The 15,120-nt window shown below is 74.0% G+C and carries 12 protein-coding genes; 6 read left to right on the top strand and 6 right to left on the bottom strand.

What is annotated here, in order from left to right; all coding sequences use genetic code 11:
* Nucleotides 1–80: 80 nt before the first annotated feature.
* Nucleotides 81–1,178 carry a PLP-dependent cysteine synthase family protein gene (locus ACNJ93_RS28015; RefSeq protein ID WP_418960234.1) on the top strand — a complete coding sequence of 366 codons (1,098 nt, stop codon included), beginning with the start codon at nucleotides 81–83 and terminating at the stop codon, nucleotides 1,176–1,178.
* Nucleotides 1,179–1,228: 50 nt separating this feature from the next.
* On the top strand, nucleotides 1,229–2,461 hold the full coding sequence (locus ACNJ93_RS28010) for an MFS transporter (RefSeq protein WP_418961554.1): 1,233 nt from the start codon (nucleotides 1,229–1,231) through the stop codon (nucleotides 2,459–2,461).
* Nucleotides 2,462–2,511: 50 nt separating this feature from the next.
* Here the strand turns inward: ACNJ93_RS28010 and ACNJ93_RS28005 are convergent, their stop codons facing one another.
* From ACNJ93_RS28005 to ACNJ93_RS27985, 5 genes are read right to left on the bottom strand one after another with little or no spacing between them, the layout of a single operon-like run.
* A complete protein-coding gene (locus ACNJ93_RS28005; RefSeq protein ID WP_418960233.1) occupies nucleotides 2,512–3,714 on the bottom strand; it encodes a type III PLP-dependent enzyme in 1,203 nt (400 codons plus the stop codon).
* On the bottom strand, nucleotides 3,711–5,471 hold the full coding sequence (locus tag ACNJ93_RS28000) for an IucA/IucC family protein (protein ID WP_418960232.1): 1,761 nt from the start codon (nucleotides 5,469–5,471) through the stop codon (nucleotides 3,711–3,713). Before ACNJ93_RS28000 ends, ACNJ93_RS28005 begins: the two co-directional genes overlap by 4 nt.
* Complete coding sequence (locus ACNJ93_RS27995) at nucleotides 5,471–6,748, bottom strand: MFS transporter (RefSeq protein ID WP_418960231.1); 1,278 nt, start codon at nucleotides 6,746–6,748, stop codon at nucleotides 5,471–5,473. The genes ACNJ93_RS28000 and ACNJ93_RS27995 overlap by 1 nt, the downstream gene beginning before the upstream one ends.
* On the bottom strand, nucleotides 6,745–8,526 hold the full coding sequence (locus tag ACNJ93_RS27990; RefSeq protein WP_418960230.1) for an IucA/IucC family protein: 1,782 nt from the start codon (nucleotides 8,524–8,526) through the stop codon (nucleotides 6,745–6,747). The genes ACNJ93_RS27995 and ACNJ93_RS27990 overlap by 4 nt, the downstream gene beginning before the upstream one ends.
* Nucleotides 8,523–9,713: an ATP-grasp domain-containing protein gene (locus ACNJ93_RS27985; protein ID WP_418960229.1), complete on the bottom strand. Its 1,191-nt coding sequence runs from the start codon at nucleotides 9,711–9,713 to the stop codon at nucleotides 8,523–8,525. Before ACNJ93_RS27985 ends, ACNJ93_RS27990 begins: the two co-directional genes overlap by 4 nt.
* A gap of 242 nt (nucleotides 9,714–9,955) precedes the next feature.
* Between ACNJ93_RS27985 and ACNJ93_RS27980 the strand changes: the two genes are divergently transcribed.
* A complete protein-coding gene (locus tag ACNJ93_RS27980) occupies nucleotides 9,956–10,840 on the top strand; it encodes a (2Fe-2S)-binding protein (protein ID WP_418960228.1) in 885 nt (294 codons plus the stop codon).
* A 77-nt stretch (nucleotides 10,841–10,917) separates the two neighbouring features.
* Here the strand turns inward: ACNJ93_RS27980 and ACNJ93_RS27975 are convergent, their stop codons facing one another.
* Nucleotides 10,918–11,916 (bottom strand): ABC transporter substrate-binding protein, encoded by a 999-nt coding sequence (locus ACNJ93_RS27975; RefSeq protein WP_418960227.1) that lies wholly within the window; start codon nucleotides 11,914–11,916, stop codon nucleotides 10,918–10,920.
* 170 nt (nucleotides 11,917–12,086) lie between these two features.
* On the opposite strand from ACNJ93_RS27975, the gene ACNJ93_RS27970 reads away from it, so the two are divergent.
* The 3 genes from ACNJ93_RS27970 to ACNJ93_RS27960 are packed head-to-tail and all read left to right on the top strand — an operon-like array spanning nucleotide 12,087 to nucleotide 15,101.
* The gene (locus tag ACNJ93_RS27970; RefSeq protein ID WP_418960226.1) at nucleotides 12,087–13,160 is read left to right on the top strand and encodes a FecCD family ABC transporter permease; all 1,074 of its coding nucleotides are present in this window, start codon (nucleotides 12,087–12,089) and stop codon (nucleotides 13,158–13,160) included.
* Nucleotides 13,157–14,278 carry a FecCD family ABC transporter permease gene (locus ACNJ93_RS27965; RefSeq protein WP_418960225.1) on the top strand — a complete coding sequence of 374 codons (1,122 nt, stop codon included), beginning with the start codon at nucleotides 13,157–13,159 and terminating at the stop codon, nucleotides 14,276–14,278. Before ACNJ93_RS27970 ends, ACNJ93_RS27965 begins: the two co-directional genes overlap by 4 nt.
* 1 nt (nucleotide 14,279) lies before the next feature.
* Nucleotides 14,280–15,101: an ABC transporter ATP-binding protein gene (locus tag ACNJ93_RS27960; protein WP_418960224.1), complete on the top strand. Its 822-nt coding sequence runs from the start codon at nucleotides 14,280–14,282 to the stop codon at nucleotides 15,099–15,101.
* The last annotated feature ends 19 nt before the right edge of the window (nucleotides 15,102–15,120 follow it).

Genomic DNA, 15,120 nt, shown 5'->3' with positions numbered 1-15,120 from the left:
CCGTCTCGCACGCGGGCCGCGCACGCCGCGACCCGCCACCGAGCCGGTACTGGACGCGCACACCGAATCGAGAGCGGATCATGCATTCCTCGTTCACCGACCTCACCTCCCCCACGCGCTCCGCCCTGTCGGGGCTGGTGGGCAACACCCCTCTGCTCCGTGTCTCGGAGCCGCTCGCCGCCGGCGGCCGCGGTTTCTGGGCGAAGCTGGAGGGCTTCAACCCCGGCGGCATCAAGGACCGTCCGGGTCTGCACATGGTCGAGCGGGCCCGGGCCCGCGGCGACCTGCGCCCCGGCGCGCGCATCATCGAGTCCACCAGCGGCACGCTCGGCCTGGGGCTCGCCCTCGCCGGCATGGTGTACGGGCATCCGGTCACCCTGGTCACCGACCCGGGCCTGGAGCCGTCCATGACCCGGCTGCTCACGGCCTACGGCGCCCAGGTCGAGGCGGTGGCCGAGCCGCACCCCGTGGGCGGCTGGCAGCAGGCCCGCCGGGACCGCGTCGCCCGGCTCCTCGCGGAGCACCCCGGCTCCTGGTGCCCGGACCAGTACAACAACCCGGACAACACCACCGCGTACACCCCGCTGGCGCTCGAACTCGCCGCCGAACTGGGCCACATCGACGTCCTGGTGTGCAGCGTCGGCACCGGCGGGCACTCGGCCGGCGTCTCCCGCGTCCTGCGTCAGCTGTATCCCGGCATGACCGTGGTCGGCGTCGACACCATCGGCTCGACCATCTTCGGCCAGCCCGCCCGGCCCCGGCTCATGCGCGGGCTCGGCTCCAGCATCCACCCCCGCAACGTCGCCTACGAGCAGTTCGCCGAGGTGCACTGGGTGGCGCCGGGCGAGGCGGTGTGGACCTGCCGTCAGCTCGCCGCCTCCCACTACGCCACCGGCGGATGGAGCGTCGGCGCCGTCGCCCTGGTCGCCGGGTGGCTCGCCCGCACCCTGCCCGAGCCGACCCGGATCGCGGCCGTCTTCCCCGACGGCCCTCAGCGTTACGTCGGCACCGTGTACGACGACGACTACTGCGCCGCCCACGGCCTGCTCGACGGCCCACCGGCCCTCGAACCGGACCTGATCGGGCGCCTCGACGAGAAGGAGGTCACCCGCTGGACGCGGTGCACCACCGTGGTCGACCCGCTCACCCTCGGCGGCGAGAAGGAGCGGGACCGGTGAAGAGCACCTACGCCCAGTTCCGTACGTACGAGCGCAGCGTGCAGCTGCTGATGGTGAACCAGTTCACCATCAACCTCGGCTTCTACATGCTGATGCCGTACCTCGCGGCGCATCTCGCCGGACCGCTCGGGCTCGCCGGATGGCTGGTCGGACTGATCCTCGGGGTCCGCAACTTCAGCCAGCAGGGCATGTTCCTCGTCGGCGGGACGCTCGCCGACCGGCTCGGCTACAAGCCGATGATCATCGCCGGCCTCGTGTTGCGCACGGTCGGGTTCGCGACCCTCGGACTGGTGGAGTCCGTGCCCGCGCTGATCGCCGCCTCCGCCGCGACCGGCCTGGCCGGCGCCCTGTTCAACCCCGCCAGCCGCGCGTATCTCGCCCTCGACGCGGGCGAACGCCGGGTGGAGGCGTTCGCGCTGTTCAACGTGTTCTACCAGGCGGGCATCCTGCTCGGCCCCCTGGTGGGCATGGTGCTGACCGGCATCGGGTTCCGCGTCACCTGCCTCGTCGCCGCCGGCACCTTCGCCGTGCTCGGTCTGGTGCAGGTCCGCGCCCTGCCGGCCCGCCGGGCGGCCGCGACGCAGGGGAAGCCGGAAGCCGGCGTGCTCGCCGAGTGGCGGGGCATCGTCGCCAACCGCCCGTTCCTGCTCTTCTCGCTGGCCATGATCGGCTCGTACGTCATGTCGTTCCAGGTGTATCTGGCGCTCCCGCTGGAGGTGCGGCGGCTCGGCGGCGAGGGGGCGTTCGGCACGGCGGCCGTGGCCGTCCTGTTCGCCGTGTCGGGACTCGGCACGATCCTGTTCCAGACCCGGGTGACGGCCTGGTGGAAGGCACGGGCGGAGCCGGGCCGGGCGCTCACCTGGGGCGTGTGCACGATGGGGGTGGCGTTCCTGCCGCTGCTGCTCGCCACGACCCTGCCGGTGCCTGAGGGCGGGGTGGGCCGGTGGCTGCTGGCCGCCGTGCCCCCGACGCTGTCGGCGCTGCTCCTCGCGGTCGGGACGATGATCGCGTACCCCTTCGAGATGGACACCGTCGTCCGGCTCTCGGGGGACCGTCTCGTGGCCACGCACTACGGCCTCTACAACACCGTGTGCGGGGTGGGCATCACGCTCGGGAACCTGCTGACGGGCGCGGCGCTCGACGCGGCCCGCGGGGCCGGGATGCCGGCGCTGCCCTGGCTGGCGCTCATGGCGCTGGGCCTGGTGTGCACGGCGGCGCTCCACCGTCTGCACAGGTCCGGCCGGCTCGCCGCGCCTCCGGCGGCGAGGTCCGTGCCCGTCTGATCGCACGTGGGGCGGGCGTCCGTCCTGGACGCCCGCCCCCACTTGAGCCCTCAGTCGAGGAAGTGGAAGCCCGGCCTCGGGTGCATGAGGAAGTCGTGGTGGGAGATGTTCCACGCGTACGCGCCCGCCAGGGCGAACGCCACCCGGTCCCCGGCGCGCAGTCCCGGCGCGGGAATGTGCCGGGCGAGGAGGTCCTTGGGCGTGCAGAGCTGGCCGGTGAGCGTGACCGTGTCCGATCCGGCGGCGGGCCGGGGCCACGGATGCGGCCAGGCGTCCACGGGCAGCACGGAGCAGGGCTGGTCGTGGCCCTTGGTCGCCGGGGTGCGCAGGTGGTGGGTGCCGCCGCGGACGACCGCGAAGTCCTCGCCGTGGCTGCGCTTCACGTCCAGGACCTCGGTGGCGTACCAGCCGCAGTACGCGGTCAGGGCGCGGCCCGGTTCGATGCGCAGGGTCAGGTCCGGGTGGCCCTCCAGGAGCCGGGCGAGGCCCTTGCCGTAGGTGGACCAGTCGAAGCGGCGGTCGGGCGTCGTGTAGTCGACGTGCATGCCGCCGCCGACGTTGACCTCGGCGAGGGGGACGCGGTGGCGGGCGGCGAGTTGCGTGGCCCAGCCGACGACCGACTCGGCGACGCCGATCTGCTCCTCGGCCTCCAGGCCGCTGGCCAGGTGGGCGTGGACGCCCAGGAGCCGCAGGTGCGGGAGCGTGCCGTCGGTCAGGAGGGCGACGGCCGTGTCGGCGTCGGAGGGGTCGAGGCCGAACGGGGTCGGCCGGCCGCCCATCGCCAGCGAACTGCCCGCCAAGGAGGCGGCGGACAGCGGCAGGTTGAAGCGGAGCAGGACGCCCACGGGGGTGTCGGGGGCGCGACGGGCGGCCAGTTCGGCCAGGACGCGCAGGTCGTGGAGGCTCTCGACGTGGAAGCGCTCCACGCCGAGGTCCAGGGCCGTGGCGATCTCGGCCGGGGTCTTGCCCGGGCCGCCGAACGCGAGTGGCCGGCCGGGCACGGAGCGGTGCACGTGGGCGAGTTCGCCGCCGGACGACACCTCGTAGCCGTCGGCGTACGGGGAGAGCGCGGTGAGGAGCTCCGGTTCGGGGTTGGCCTTGGCGGCGTAGTACAGCTCGACGCGCTCGGGCAGCGCGGCCCGTACGGCGGCGGCGTGCTCGCGCAGCGCCGCCAGGTCGTAGACGTACGCGGGCAGGCCGTCGGCGGGCAGGTCGAGGACGAGGTCGCGCACGGCGCGGGTGGGGGCGGTCATCGGGCGTGGCTCCACACGTGGTCGGAGGCTTCGGACAGCACGTCCTCGGCGAGCGGGGAGGGCAGGCGGACGTAGCCGGCCTCGCGGTCGGCCTTGCGCTCCCAGCGGGTGAGCAGGTTGGCCTTGGCCGGCAGCGGCACGCCGGCGAGGAGCGCGGCGAGCCGGGGCGGGCAGCCGTGGCGGTCGGCGTACGCCTGGAGGGTGGCGCGGACCTCGGCCCACAGCGCGGGCTCGGTCTCCGGGTGCAGGTCGGCGACCGCGGCCAGCACCTCGGCGATGTGGTTGACGAACAGGCAGTACACGACGCGGTCCCAGCCGCGCTCCGCGTCGTACGTCATGGGGCCGGCGACCTCGGCGGGCAGCCCGGCCAGCGTGTCGGCGTGGTGCTCGGGCACCAGCTTGGTCCCCTCCAGGTCCCGGAACAGGACCTGGGCGGGCATGCCGTCGTCGTCGACGCAGACGACCACGTTCTGCAGGTGGGGCTCCAGGACCAGGCCGTGGTCGAAGTAGGCGGCCAGGACGGGCGGGACGAGCAGTCGGAGGTACGCGGCCCACCAGTCGAGCGCGCAGCCGGGGCCGGCGCCGCCGAGGAGGCGGGAGATGTGGCCGGGGCCGCTCGGGTACTCGTCCGCGACGGCGGCGGCGAGCAGCGGGGTGGTCCCGGGCAGGAGCCGGGTCGCGAGGCCCTCGCGGACGATCACGCCGAAGCCTTCGAGCAGGGCGCGGTCGGGGCTGCCGTCGGGGCCGGGCAGGGCGAGGCTGCGGTAGGCGGGCTCGCGGAGCATGGCGCTGCCGGGGAACCGCTCGGTGAGCTCATCGAGGACGGGCCCGAGCAGGCGGGTCAGGGCCACGGCTCCGGCGAGTTCGTAACTGGCGTTCTTGCGCAGGCAGTTGGTGATGCGGACGTTCAGGCTGAACTTCAGGAAGGTGTCGCCGTCGTACAGGGTGCGCACGGAGGCCGTGGCGGCGAAGGGGGCGTCGCCGGTCCCGAGGTCCAGGACGTCGCCGCGGTCGAGGGCGGCGCGCAGGGCGGGGTGGCCGCTGAGCATCTCGTACTGCCAGGGGTGCGCGGGCAGGAGCCGGTAGCCCTCCGGCACGCGCCCGTCGGCGAGGCGGTCGAGGGGGGCGGTGGCGGCCGGTTCGGCCGCTTCCTCGCTGATCAGGCTCTCCCGGACGGCGAGATGACGCAGCGGAAAGGCGGCGCCGACCTCGGGTGCGTACGCGAGCCAGGAAGCCGCGTCCCCGGTGCGGGCCTTGGGCGTGGGGTGGAAGCGGTGGCCGAAGAGCAGGGACTGCTCGGAGGCGAGGTAGCGGTCCGGGGCCGCCGCCGGGCCGCCGGCACGGGCGGGCACGCGGGCTTCGAGCGCGGCCGTGACGGCCTGGTGGCTGGAGGCGATCTGGTCGAGGAACTCCTCGTTGCGCACGCCGGTCCGCAGCGACAGCTCCTCCTGGACGTGCGCGGCGAGACGGCGCCAGTCGATGTGCTCCCAGTCCCCGTCGCGCTGCTCCTGGACGGGGCCGGTGAAGCGGTGCGCGCCGATCAGGGACGTCCGGCGGAGCTCCACCCGCAGCAGCGCGCCGCGCCGGGGCAGACGCAGCAGCAGGTGGCCGTCGCTGACGGCCGTCTGGTGCTCCGGGCCCGACACCTCGCGCAGCAGGCAGTTGAGGAGGGTGTGCGCCACGACCGTGTCGGCGTCGGGCAGTGCGGCGGGGGCGGCGGTGCGGCGGGCAGTGCCCTGGGTTCGGGGCAGCGACATCAACGGCTCCAGCGAGTGCGGAGGGGCTTCACGAGGGGGAGAGCGGTGGGGACGATCGTGGCCAGGGCCACGGCGGTGCCCGTGAGGACCGGGGCGGCCGGTCCGAAGAAGCTGTTGCCGACGGCGGCGGCGATGCCGGCCGCCACGGCGCCGGCCTTGGAGAAGAATTCGAGCGAGCCGAACATGCCGCCGGGAGCCCGGCCCTTGGCGCAGTCGGCGGCCAGCACGGACAGACAGACGAGTCCGAGGGTCAGACCGGCGCCGAGCACGAGCCGTACGGCGGTGAGGGCGGTCAGCGAGTCGGCGGCGCCGTGTCCGGCGAGGCCGAGCGCGATGCACAGGAACCCGAGGGCGAGGCCGAGCCGGGGGCGCGGGTGGAACGCCTTGTGCACCGCCATCGCGGTGACCAGGTAGCACAGGTGCGGCAGTGCGAAGAGGACGCCGGAGACGGCCGGGGACGTGCCGGGGATCCGCTCCTCGATGAGCGAGACGAGGTACGGGAACGAGATCACGGTGGAGAAGACGAAGGCGAACTCCAGGGCGTAGAGCACCCGGAGGGCGGTCGCGGGCGCCGCCTCCGCCGCAGGCTCCGGCTCCGGCTCCGTCTTCGTCTGCGTCTCCCCCGCCGGCGTGTCCTTCGGCGCCTCGGCGCGCCCGCCCCGCGACTCCGGCAGCGCGCAGATCAGCACGGCGGCGGTCAGCGGCAGCACCGCCAGCAGGGCGTACTGCCGGTGCGGGGAGAGCCACGGCGACAGCGAGCCGACGACGATCGGGGCGAAGACCAGGGCGGCGCGCGCCGCGCCCTGCATGAGGGTGAGCGCCTTCGACAGGGCGGGCCCCTCCAGGGACGCGCCCAGGTAGCCGTTGGACGCGGCGAAGGTGCCGCCGAGGATGCCCTGGAGGACGAGCGCGGCGGTGAACGCGGCGATCGAGTCGGCCCAGCCGGCGAGGAGGAACGACACGGCGAGGCCGAGCTGGGCGCGCAGCAGGAGCCGCTTGCGGCCGTAACGGTCCGCGAGGCGGCCCCAGAAGGGCGCGCCGACGGCGCCGAAGACGGTCGGGACGATGTAGAGCACGCCGGCCCAGCGGGCGGTGGGGTCGCCGAGCTCCGGCAGGATCTCGGTGAGGAAGGGCGGCAGGCCGAGGGCGGCGAAGGACGCCACGAAGTAGCAGCCGGCCACGGCGTGCACCTGGCGCCGGGCGAGGACCGGCCGGTCCGGCACGGGCGCGGCGGCGACGCCGGTTCCGCTCGGCGGAGCTGTGGTGGTGGCACTCATCGTCGGTCCGTCCTCAGGTAGTTGGGGCCGGTCGTGTAGTGCTTGTTGATGTCGGCGGCGCCCGAGCGCTCCTTGGACAGCAGCGTTCCGGCGGTGACCATGGCCTTCACCGGGAGTTCGGGCGCCTCCAGGACGTGGGCGCGCAGGACCGCGCCGGGTTCGCCGGGGCCGGTGCCGAGCCGTTCGACGGCCTCGGTGAGCCGGTCCCGTACGAGCGCGAGGAGGCGGGTGAGCGGGGCGCGGCCGTGCCGGGCGAGGCCGAAGGCGTAGGCGCCGGCGCACAGGTGCACGGTGATGGTGGTGAACAGGTCGGCGACGGCCCGGTCGTCGTCGCCGAAGATGCGGGCGTCGTCGAACGCGGCCGGGTCGGGCGCGTCCGCGCCCAGGGCGGCGTTCAGGCGGCGGGTGTTGACGCGCGGGCCGTCGTTGTCCTTGAGGAGCAGGCGGAGGCGGCTGCGGCCGTCCGCCTGCCGGTCGAGCACGAGCGAGATGTTCTGCTGGTGGGACTCCAGGGCGATGCCGTGGCCGAACAGCGTGGTCTGCCAGTCGAGCAGCAGGGCGAGGACGGCGTCGAGCAGGGCCACCGGGTCGCCGCCGTGGAACCGGTCCGCGAGGTGGTCGACGACCAGCCGGCGTCCGGGTGCCTCGGCGAGGAGCGCCGCCAGGGGGACGACGACGGCGTCGTCGAGGCCGGCCGGGTAGCGGCGGCAGAGAACGGCGAGGAGTTCGTGCCCGGCGTGGGCGTACACCGTCTCGTCGGCGTGCAGGATCGTTTCGCGGAACCGCGGCTCGCGGGCGGTGACGGTCTCCAGGAGCCGCTGGCCCGCCGCGCCGTCGACGAGGGTGCCGGGCTTGATGGTGCGCCGGTTGCGCAGGCCGAGGGTGGCGGTGGCCAGCGGCAGCTTGAGGTGCAGGGACGGTTCTTCGGCGACGGCGACGGTCCGCATGGACAGCGTCGGCACGACCTCCAGGTACGGCCGAGGGGCGAGCACGGCGCGTCCGTGCAGACCGGTGGCCCGCAGCGCCTCCTCCAGGGGCGCCCCCACGGTCAGCGGGTGGACGGGCAGGGCGAGGTGGGTGGCGGCGAGCTCCGGCAGCCCGAGGTCGGCCGGCGAGGGCCAGTGGGCGGGCAGCCGCTCGGCGCCGCCCGGCACGGTGACGGCCTCGTGGGGCACGGCGACCCAGCGCAGCGCGAACCGGGGGTGGAACTCGGGGGCGTACGCCCGTACCTGGTCGTCGTCGAGGCCGGAGCGGCCGCGCGCCGTGGGGTACACGGGGTGGTCGAGGCGGGCGGCGAGCGTGTCGAGCGCGAGCCCGCCGGCGTATCCGGTCCAGCCTGCCGGGTCGTCGCCGTACAGCTCCGCGAGCCGCGCGGCGGTCTCCTCGCGGGTCGTCTCGTGCAGGCGCATCGTGGCGAGGGTCTGCCGGCACTCCTCGGTGTACGCGTCGAAGCCGGGGTGGTCGACCGGCTCGGCCAGGTCCTTGAGGGCGGCGACGATCGTGTCGTACGCGGTGAGCGCGCTGCCGTCCCGCTCCCGGAGGAGCAGCGGGAGCCGGGCGGCGTACGTGCTCTGGAAGCCGTCCTCGGCGACGGGCAGGAGCAGGGCGTCGCCGTCGTCGGTCGCGCGGCGCAGCCACGGGCCGTCCGCACGCTCGACGAGGGTGCTCCGGCTGCGCAGTCCGACGACGTCCTCGCGCAGCAGCGCGGACAGCACCCGCAGCAGGAGGTCGCGTTCGGCGGTCTCCTGCGCGGCGGCCGTCCCGGCGAAGGCCGTCACGGAGCGATCTCCCAGCGCTGGGCGGCCAGGAAGTCCGCGACGACCCGGTCGACGGTCGCCTGGTCGGTGCCGGTGGCGCGCAGCACGCCGAGGTAGTCGCGGTTGGTGTGGTGGAGTTCGTGGCGCTCGCCGATCTCGCGCAGCGGGCGGTAGGTCAGCCGGACGCCGTCGGTCTCGAGGTCGACGGGGCCGGGGGCGGACCGAAGCGTTCCGGCGGTGTCGGCGCAGGGGTACTCCAGACGGGCGGCCCCGTCGGTGCGGGCCCCGAGGTCGGCGGGGAGCGGCTCGCCGAGGTGGGTGCGCAGGATGTGCTCGAAGAGCGGGATGTCGAGGAGCTGGGCGAGCAGCAGGTCGCACTGGTCGCCGATGGCCCGGTAGTTGACCTCGATGATCCGGGCGCGGCCCTCGTGGACGACGAACTCGGTGTGGCAGGCGCCGAAGCCGACGCCGAGGGCGTCGAGCTGGGCGAGGATCTGGCGCACGACGGGCTCGGGGTGGGCCGGTACGAAGGTCAGCCGCTCCTCGATGAAGTACGGCGGCGGGGACAGTTCGGTGTGGAAGCCGCCGAGGACGTGCCGGACGCTGCCGTCGCCGAGCGTCTCCAGGGTGTACAGCTCGCCGGCCAGGAACTCCTCGACGACCAGGGCGGCTTCGGGACGCCGGGCCTGTATCTCCTTGCAGCGCAGGAGGAGTTCGTCGCTGTCGTGGACGAGGACCACGTCCTCGCTCGCGACCCCCTCGCGCGGCTTGACCACGCACGGGTAGGGCACGTCGGCCCCCAGGAGCACGGACGGGTCCTGGCCGGCCGGGAGTTCGGCGGAGCGGACGGTGTCGGCGCCGGTCAGGGCGAGGTGGCGGCGCAGGTGCGCCTTGTCCTTCGCGCGCAGCGCCGCCCGCCAGTCCTTGGCGGGCAGGCCGAAGTACTCGGCGGCCAGCGCGGCCTGGGTCTGGAGGTGGTCGCTGTTGGTGAAGACGGCGTCGGGCCGGTGGTGGGTGGCGATCCGCGTGATGACGGCGCGGAAGTCGCGTACGTCACACTCGAGAACCTCCAGGTCCGGGTGGGCACGGCGGTGGGACTCCGGCTGCTCCGTCAGGACGGTCACGTCGAGTCCGAGCCGGGCCGCTGCGGGGAGGAACCCCTCGCTGACCGAGTCGGTGGGATTCAGGGCGAGCAGGTACAGCCGCATGGGGTGCCGGGGCCTTCCGGGGAGGGACGTGAGGGTGGTGCAGGTGTGCGGGGCACGTCCGCGCAGACACGGACCGCGACGGAGAGTTTAGGTTAGGCAACCCTAAGGAATCAACCCGGCCTCCAGGTCAACAGCCTTGACTCCACTACTTGCTGGCGTGTCGATCTCCCTCTACCCCGAGTGCCGCTAAGGTAAGCCTGACCTCACTTGCTTGACTCGCTTGCGTGCGTGAAGGAGCTTCGATGAGCAAGGCCCCGGTGTCGTGGACCGCCCCGGCGGGCACGGCCGGGCGCGACGCCCACGGCGAGGCGTCCGCTCTCACCGGTACCTACCGGCGCGTCATCGCCGTGTGCGACGCGCTCGACGCGCGGACCGTCGATCCGTACGCACCGGAACCGGCCGCCGCCCTCATGCCCGACGGGTCCGAACTGGCCGCCGACACCGGCCTGCTGGACGCCTGGCTCGACGCCTCGGCGGCGCGCATCACCGCCCGCCACGGAACCGCACCGCGCCGGCACGTCGCGGCCTCGCGGGCCCTGCACGACTACCTGTGGTCCGTCAGCCTCCTGATGAGCGGCGCCTGGTACCTGGACCGCCGGGTGCCGCGCATCGCGCCGCGCGACGTCCGCGTGGACCTGGCGACGGGAGCGATCGGCATCGTCCCCGGCCAGGACTTCGCCTGCCTGCCGGACGACCCGGCGGCGGGCGCCGCCGCGGCCCGGATCGTGGGCCACGAGGAGGAACTGCGCGCCGAACTGCGGGCCGCCGTCGTCGACCACGTACGGCCGCTGCTGGCCGCGGTCGGCCCCGTGGTGCGGCGCGGGCCGCGCGCCCTGTGGGGCATGGTCGCCGACGACCTGCTCTCCGGCGTCTGGTACCTCGGCCGGATGCTGGACCAGGAGGAGCGCGCGGTGCGCGCGGCGACCGAACTGCTCCCGACCGCGATCCCGCCCTTCCCCGGCGGCGCGGACTTCCGGCGCCTCACCGGCCGCGACGGCCGCCGGCATCCGACGCGCACGCGCCTGGGCTGCTGCCTGTACTACACGATCGAGCCGGAGCGCGCCTGCCTGACCTGCCCGCGGACCTGCGACGCCGAGCGGCTGCGCCGGATCGAGGACGAGGGCTGAGTCCCGGCGTACGACGAACGGGCCGGTGCCCGCGGCGCATTGCCGCGGGCACCGGCCCGTTCCGCTCAGGACTGCCGCTACTTCGACGGGTCGACCTTGAAGATCTTCGCCATGTCGTCGAGCACCAGGTCGGCGCCCTGGAGGGACACGGAGGTCATCCAGACGGCGTCCTCGACCTCGTGGACGTTGCCCTTCTGCACGGCGTTCAGGCGCTTCCACAGCGGGTTGGCGAGGAACTTCTTCTTGCGCTCCTCACCGCCCGAGAAGGTGGTGACGAAGATGTGGTCCGCGTCGGCCTGGCCGATCTGCTCCTCGCTGATCTCGATGTTGAACTCCTTCGGGTCCTGCTGGTTCGCCGGACGCGCGAGTCCCATGTCGGTCAGGATGATGCCGCTGAAGGTCTTCGGCAGGTAGATGCGCGTCGGACCGTCCAGGAAGCGGACCAGGGAGTACGTCTGCTTGGGGTTCTTGGCGTTGATCGCGTCGCCGATCTTCTTCGCCCGCGTGGTGTACGCGGCGAGCTTGGCGGCGGCCTTCTTCTCCTCGCCGAGCACCGTGCCCAGGAAGGTGATGTTCTCCTTCCAGATCGGGCCGGTGGTCTCCACGAAGACGGTCGGCGCGATCTTGTTGAGCTGCTCGTAGAGGTCCTCGTGACGGACCGTCGCCGAGACGATGAGGTCCGGCTTGAGGGCGGCGATCGCCTCGAGGTTCGGGCTGTCGATCGGGCCGACGTCCTTGGTGTTCTTCACCGCGTCACCGAGGTACGGGGGGAAGCCCTTCTGGTCGCGGTAGGCGCCGATGCCGCCGACGAGGGGGGCGTCCAGCGCGACGACGGCCTCGACGAGGCTGTTGTCCAGCGCCACCACGCGCTGCGGCTTCTTCTTGAGCTCGACCTTGCCCTTGTGGTGGGTGATCGTGCGGGGGTAACCCGCCTCGGACGCGGCGGCCGGCTTGTCGGCGGCGGACTTCTCGTCGCCCTTGCCGCCTCCGCAGGCGGCCACGGAGAAGGCCAGCGCGGCGGTGAGCAGGGCAGCGGCGAACCGGCCGGGCCGGCGGCGCTGAGCGAGGGTGTTCATGGTTCTCCCATACACGGACTGCGGCTAGGCAAGACGAAACTGCCGACCAAGCTGACGCTTAGGCAAGGCTTACCTATGAGGGCGCTGTGAGGATAGCGTCTCTGCGTGACCGGATCTACACGGTGGGCTGCTCGTACACACAACCGTTAGGCATGCCTTACCTTGTGCAGGTGTCTGTGAAGCCCGTCGCCGAAGGTGCGGCCGCCGCGCCCCCGTTCGCCCCGCCCCCCGACAAGAGGCCGCCACGCGGCGCGGCGCGCGCCGTCGTCGCGGTGCTGCTCATAGCCGCGGTCGCCGCCGCGGCGTGCGCCTCGCTCGCCATCGGCACCAAGTCCGTGCCGCTCTCCGACGTCCTGCACGCGATCGGCGGCGGGACGGAGGGCGACGCGGTCGTGATCCGCGAACTCCGCATGCCCCGCACGTTCCTGGGGCTCCTCGTCGGACTGGCGCTCGGCGCGGCCGGGGCCGTCGCCCAGGACATCACCCGCAACCCGCTCGGCGACCCCGGCCTCATCGGCATCAGCGCGGGCGGCTCGTTCGCCGTGGCGGTCGGCATCGGGACCTTCGGGCTCACCAGTTCGTACGAGTACATCTGGTTCGCGTTCCTCGGCGGCGCGCTCGCGGGTCTGCTCGCCTACGCGGTCGGCGGCACCGGCTACGGCGGCGCGACGCCCGCCAAGCTGGCCCTGGCCGGCGCGGCCGTCACCGTCCTCCTCGACGCCGGCACCAACACCCTCATCCTGCTCGACGTCCGCACCCTGGACCAGTACCGCTTCTGGGCCGTGGGCTCGCTCGCCGGACGCGACGCCCAACTCGGCGTGGAGCTCCTGCCGTTCATCGTCCTCGGCCTGGTCCTCGCGCTCGGGCTCAGCGGCCGGCTCAACGCCCTGGCCCTCGGCGACGACCTCGCCACCTCCCTCGGCACCAAGGTCCGCACCACTCGCCTCCTCGGTGCCGCCGCGGTGATCCTCCTGACCGGCGCCGCCGTCGCCGCGGCCGGTCCCGTCACCTTCGTCGGCCTGGTCGTCCCCCATGTCATCCGCGCGTTCACCGGGCCCGACGCCCGCTGGCTGGTGCCCTGTTCGGCCCTCGGCGGCGCCGTGCTGATGCTCACCGCCGACACCGTCGGGCGCATGGTCGCCCGTCCCGGGGAGCTGGAGGCGGGCGTGGTCACCGCGATGCTCGGCGCCCCGTTCCTCGCCGCCCTGGTCAAGCGGGGCAAGCTCAAGGAGCACACCCGATGAGCGCCCCGCACACGACCGTCCCCCGGCAGGCTTCCGCCCCGCGCACCGCCGCCGCCCGGCGCCCGTCGGCCCTGCGCGTGGAATTCGGCCCGTTCGGCGCGGCCGTGCGCCTGCGGGTGCTCCTCACCGTCCTCGCCCTGGTCCTGGTGGGCTTCGCCGGCCTGGTCGCCTCGGTGTCGCTCGGCACCTACGCCATCCCCGTCGACGAAGTCCTGGGCGTCTTCCTCGGCACCGGCGACGGCGCGGCCGACCTGGTCATCCAGCAACTGCGGCTGCCCCGCGCCCTCACCGCCCTGCTCGTCGGCGCCGCGTTCGGCCTGGCCGGCGCCGTCTACCAGGCCGTCACCCGCAATCCGCTCGCCAGCCCCGACCTCATCGGCATCTCCGCCGGCGCGGGCGTCGGCGCGGTCGGCGCCATCCTCATCGGCGGCGTCACCGCCGCGGGCGCCGGGACGTTCGGCGCGGTGCCCTTCGGCGCCCTGGCCGGCGCGCTCCTGACCTCGGCGGTCATCTACCTGCTGGCCTTCCGGGACGGCACCATCACCGGCTACCGCTTCGTCCTCGTCGGCATCGCCGCGAACGGCGCGCTCGTCGCCCTCACCCGCTGGATGCTCGCCCGCGCCGACATCGACCAGGCGTCCCGCGCCATGGTGTGGCTCACCGGCAGCCTCAACGGCCGCGGCTACGAGCACGTCCAGTGGGCCGGGCTCGCCCTGGTGGTCCTGTTGCCGCTGACCGTCGCGCTGGCCCGCCCGTACCAACTCCTGCAGTACGACGACGACACCGCCCGCAGCCTCGGCGTCCCGCTCCGGTACGCCCGCATCGCGCTGCTCGTGCTCGCCACCTGCCTCACCGCGCTCGCCACGTCGGCCGCCGGCCCGATCGCCTTCATCGCGCTGGGCGCGCCGCAGATCGCCCGGCGGATCGCGGGCACCCCGGCCGTCCCGATGATATGCAGCGCGCTCACCGGCGCCGTGCTCCTCATCCTCGCCGACCTCGCCGCGCGGACGGTCCTGGCCCCGACGGAACTGCCCGTCGGCGTGCTCACCGGCGCCGTCGGCGCCCCCTACCTGCTGCTGCTCCTCGCCCGCACCAACCGGGCCGGAAAGGGAGGCTGACATGACCTCACAGCTCACCGAAGCCGTCGCCGCCCTCAGCGGCACCGGTCTGCGCCTCGGCTACGGCGACCGCGTCGTCGCCGAGGACCTCGACCTGACCATCCCCGCGGGCAAGGTCACCGCCCTCGTCGGCCCCAACGCCTGCGGCAAGTCCACCGCCCTGCGCGCCCTCGCCCGCCTCCTGAAGCCGGCCGGCGGGACGGTTCACCTGGACGGCGAGGACATCGCCGCGCTGAGCTCCCGCGACTTCGCCCTGCGCCTCGCGCTGCTCCCCCAGACCCCCAGCGCCCCCGACGGCATCACCGTCCGCGACCTGGTGGCCCGCGGCCGCACCCCGCACCAGCGCTGGTGGCGCCAGTGGTCCTCCGCCGACGAGGCGGCCGTCGACGACGCGCTCGCGGCCACCGGCACCGCGGACCTGGCGACCCGCTCCATCGACGAGCTCTCCGGCGGCCAGCGCCAGCGCGTCTGGATCGCGATGGCCCTCGCCCAGGACACCCCGGTCCTGCTGCTCGACGAGCCGACGACGTACCTGGACCTGGCCCACCAGGTCGACGTCCTGGAACTGGTCGCGGGCCTGAACCGCACGAAGGGCCGCACGGTGGTGATGGTCCTTCACGAGCTGAACCTCGCCTGCCGCTACGCCGACCACCTGATCGCCATGCGCGACGGGCGCGTCGTCGCCGCCGGCGCCCCCTCGGACATCGTGACGCCCGACCTCGTCCAGGAGGTCTTCGGCCTGCGCGCCGCCGTCATCGACTGCCCCGTCGCCGGCACCCCCCTGGTCGTCCCGGAGGGCGGCCGCCGCACCGAACCGGTCTGAGCCCCGATTCGGCCCGCCG

The sequence above is a fragment of the Streptomyces tritici genome (genome assembly GCF_048500665.1).
GTDB lineage: Bacteria > Actinomycetota > Actinomycetes > Streptomycetales > Streptomycetaceae > Streptomyces > Streptomyces tritici.
The sequence above is the reverse complement of the archived record's forward strand: the minus strand, read 5'-3'. Positions and strand labels throughout refer to the sequence as shown.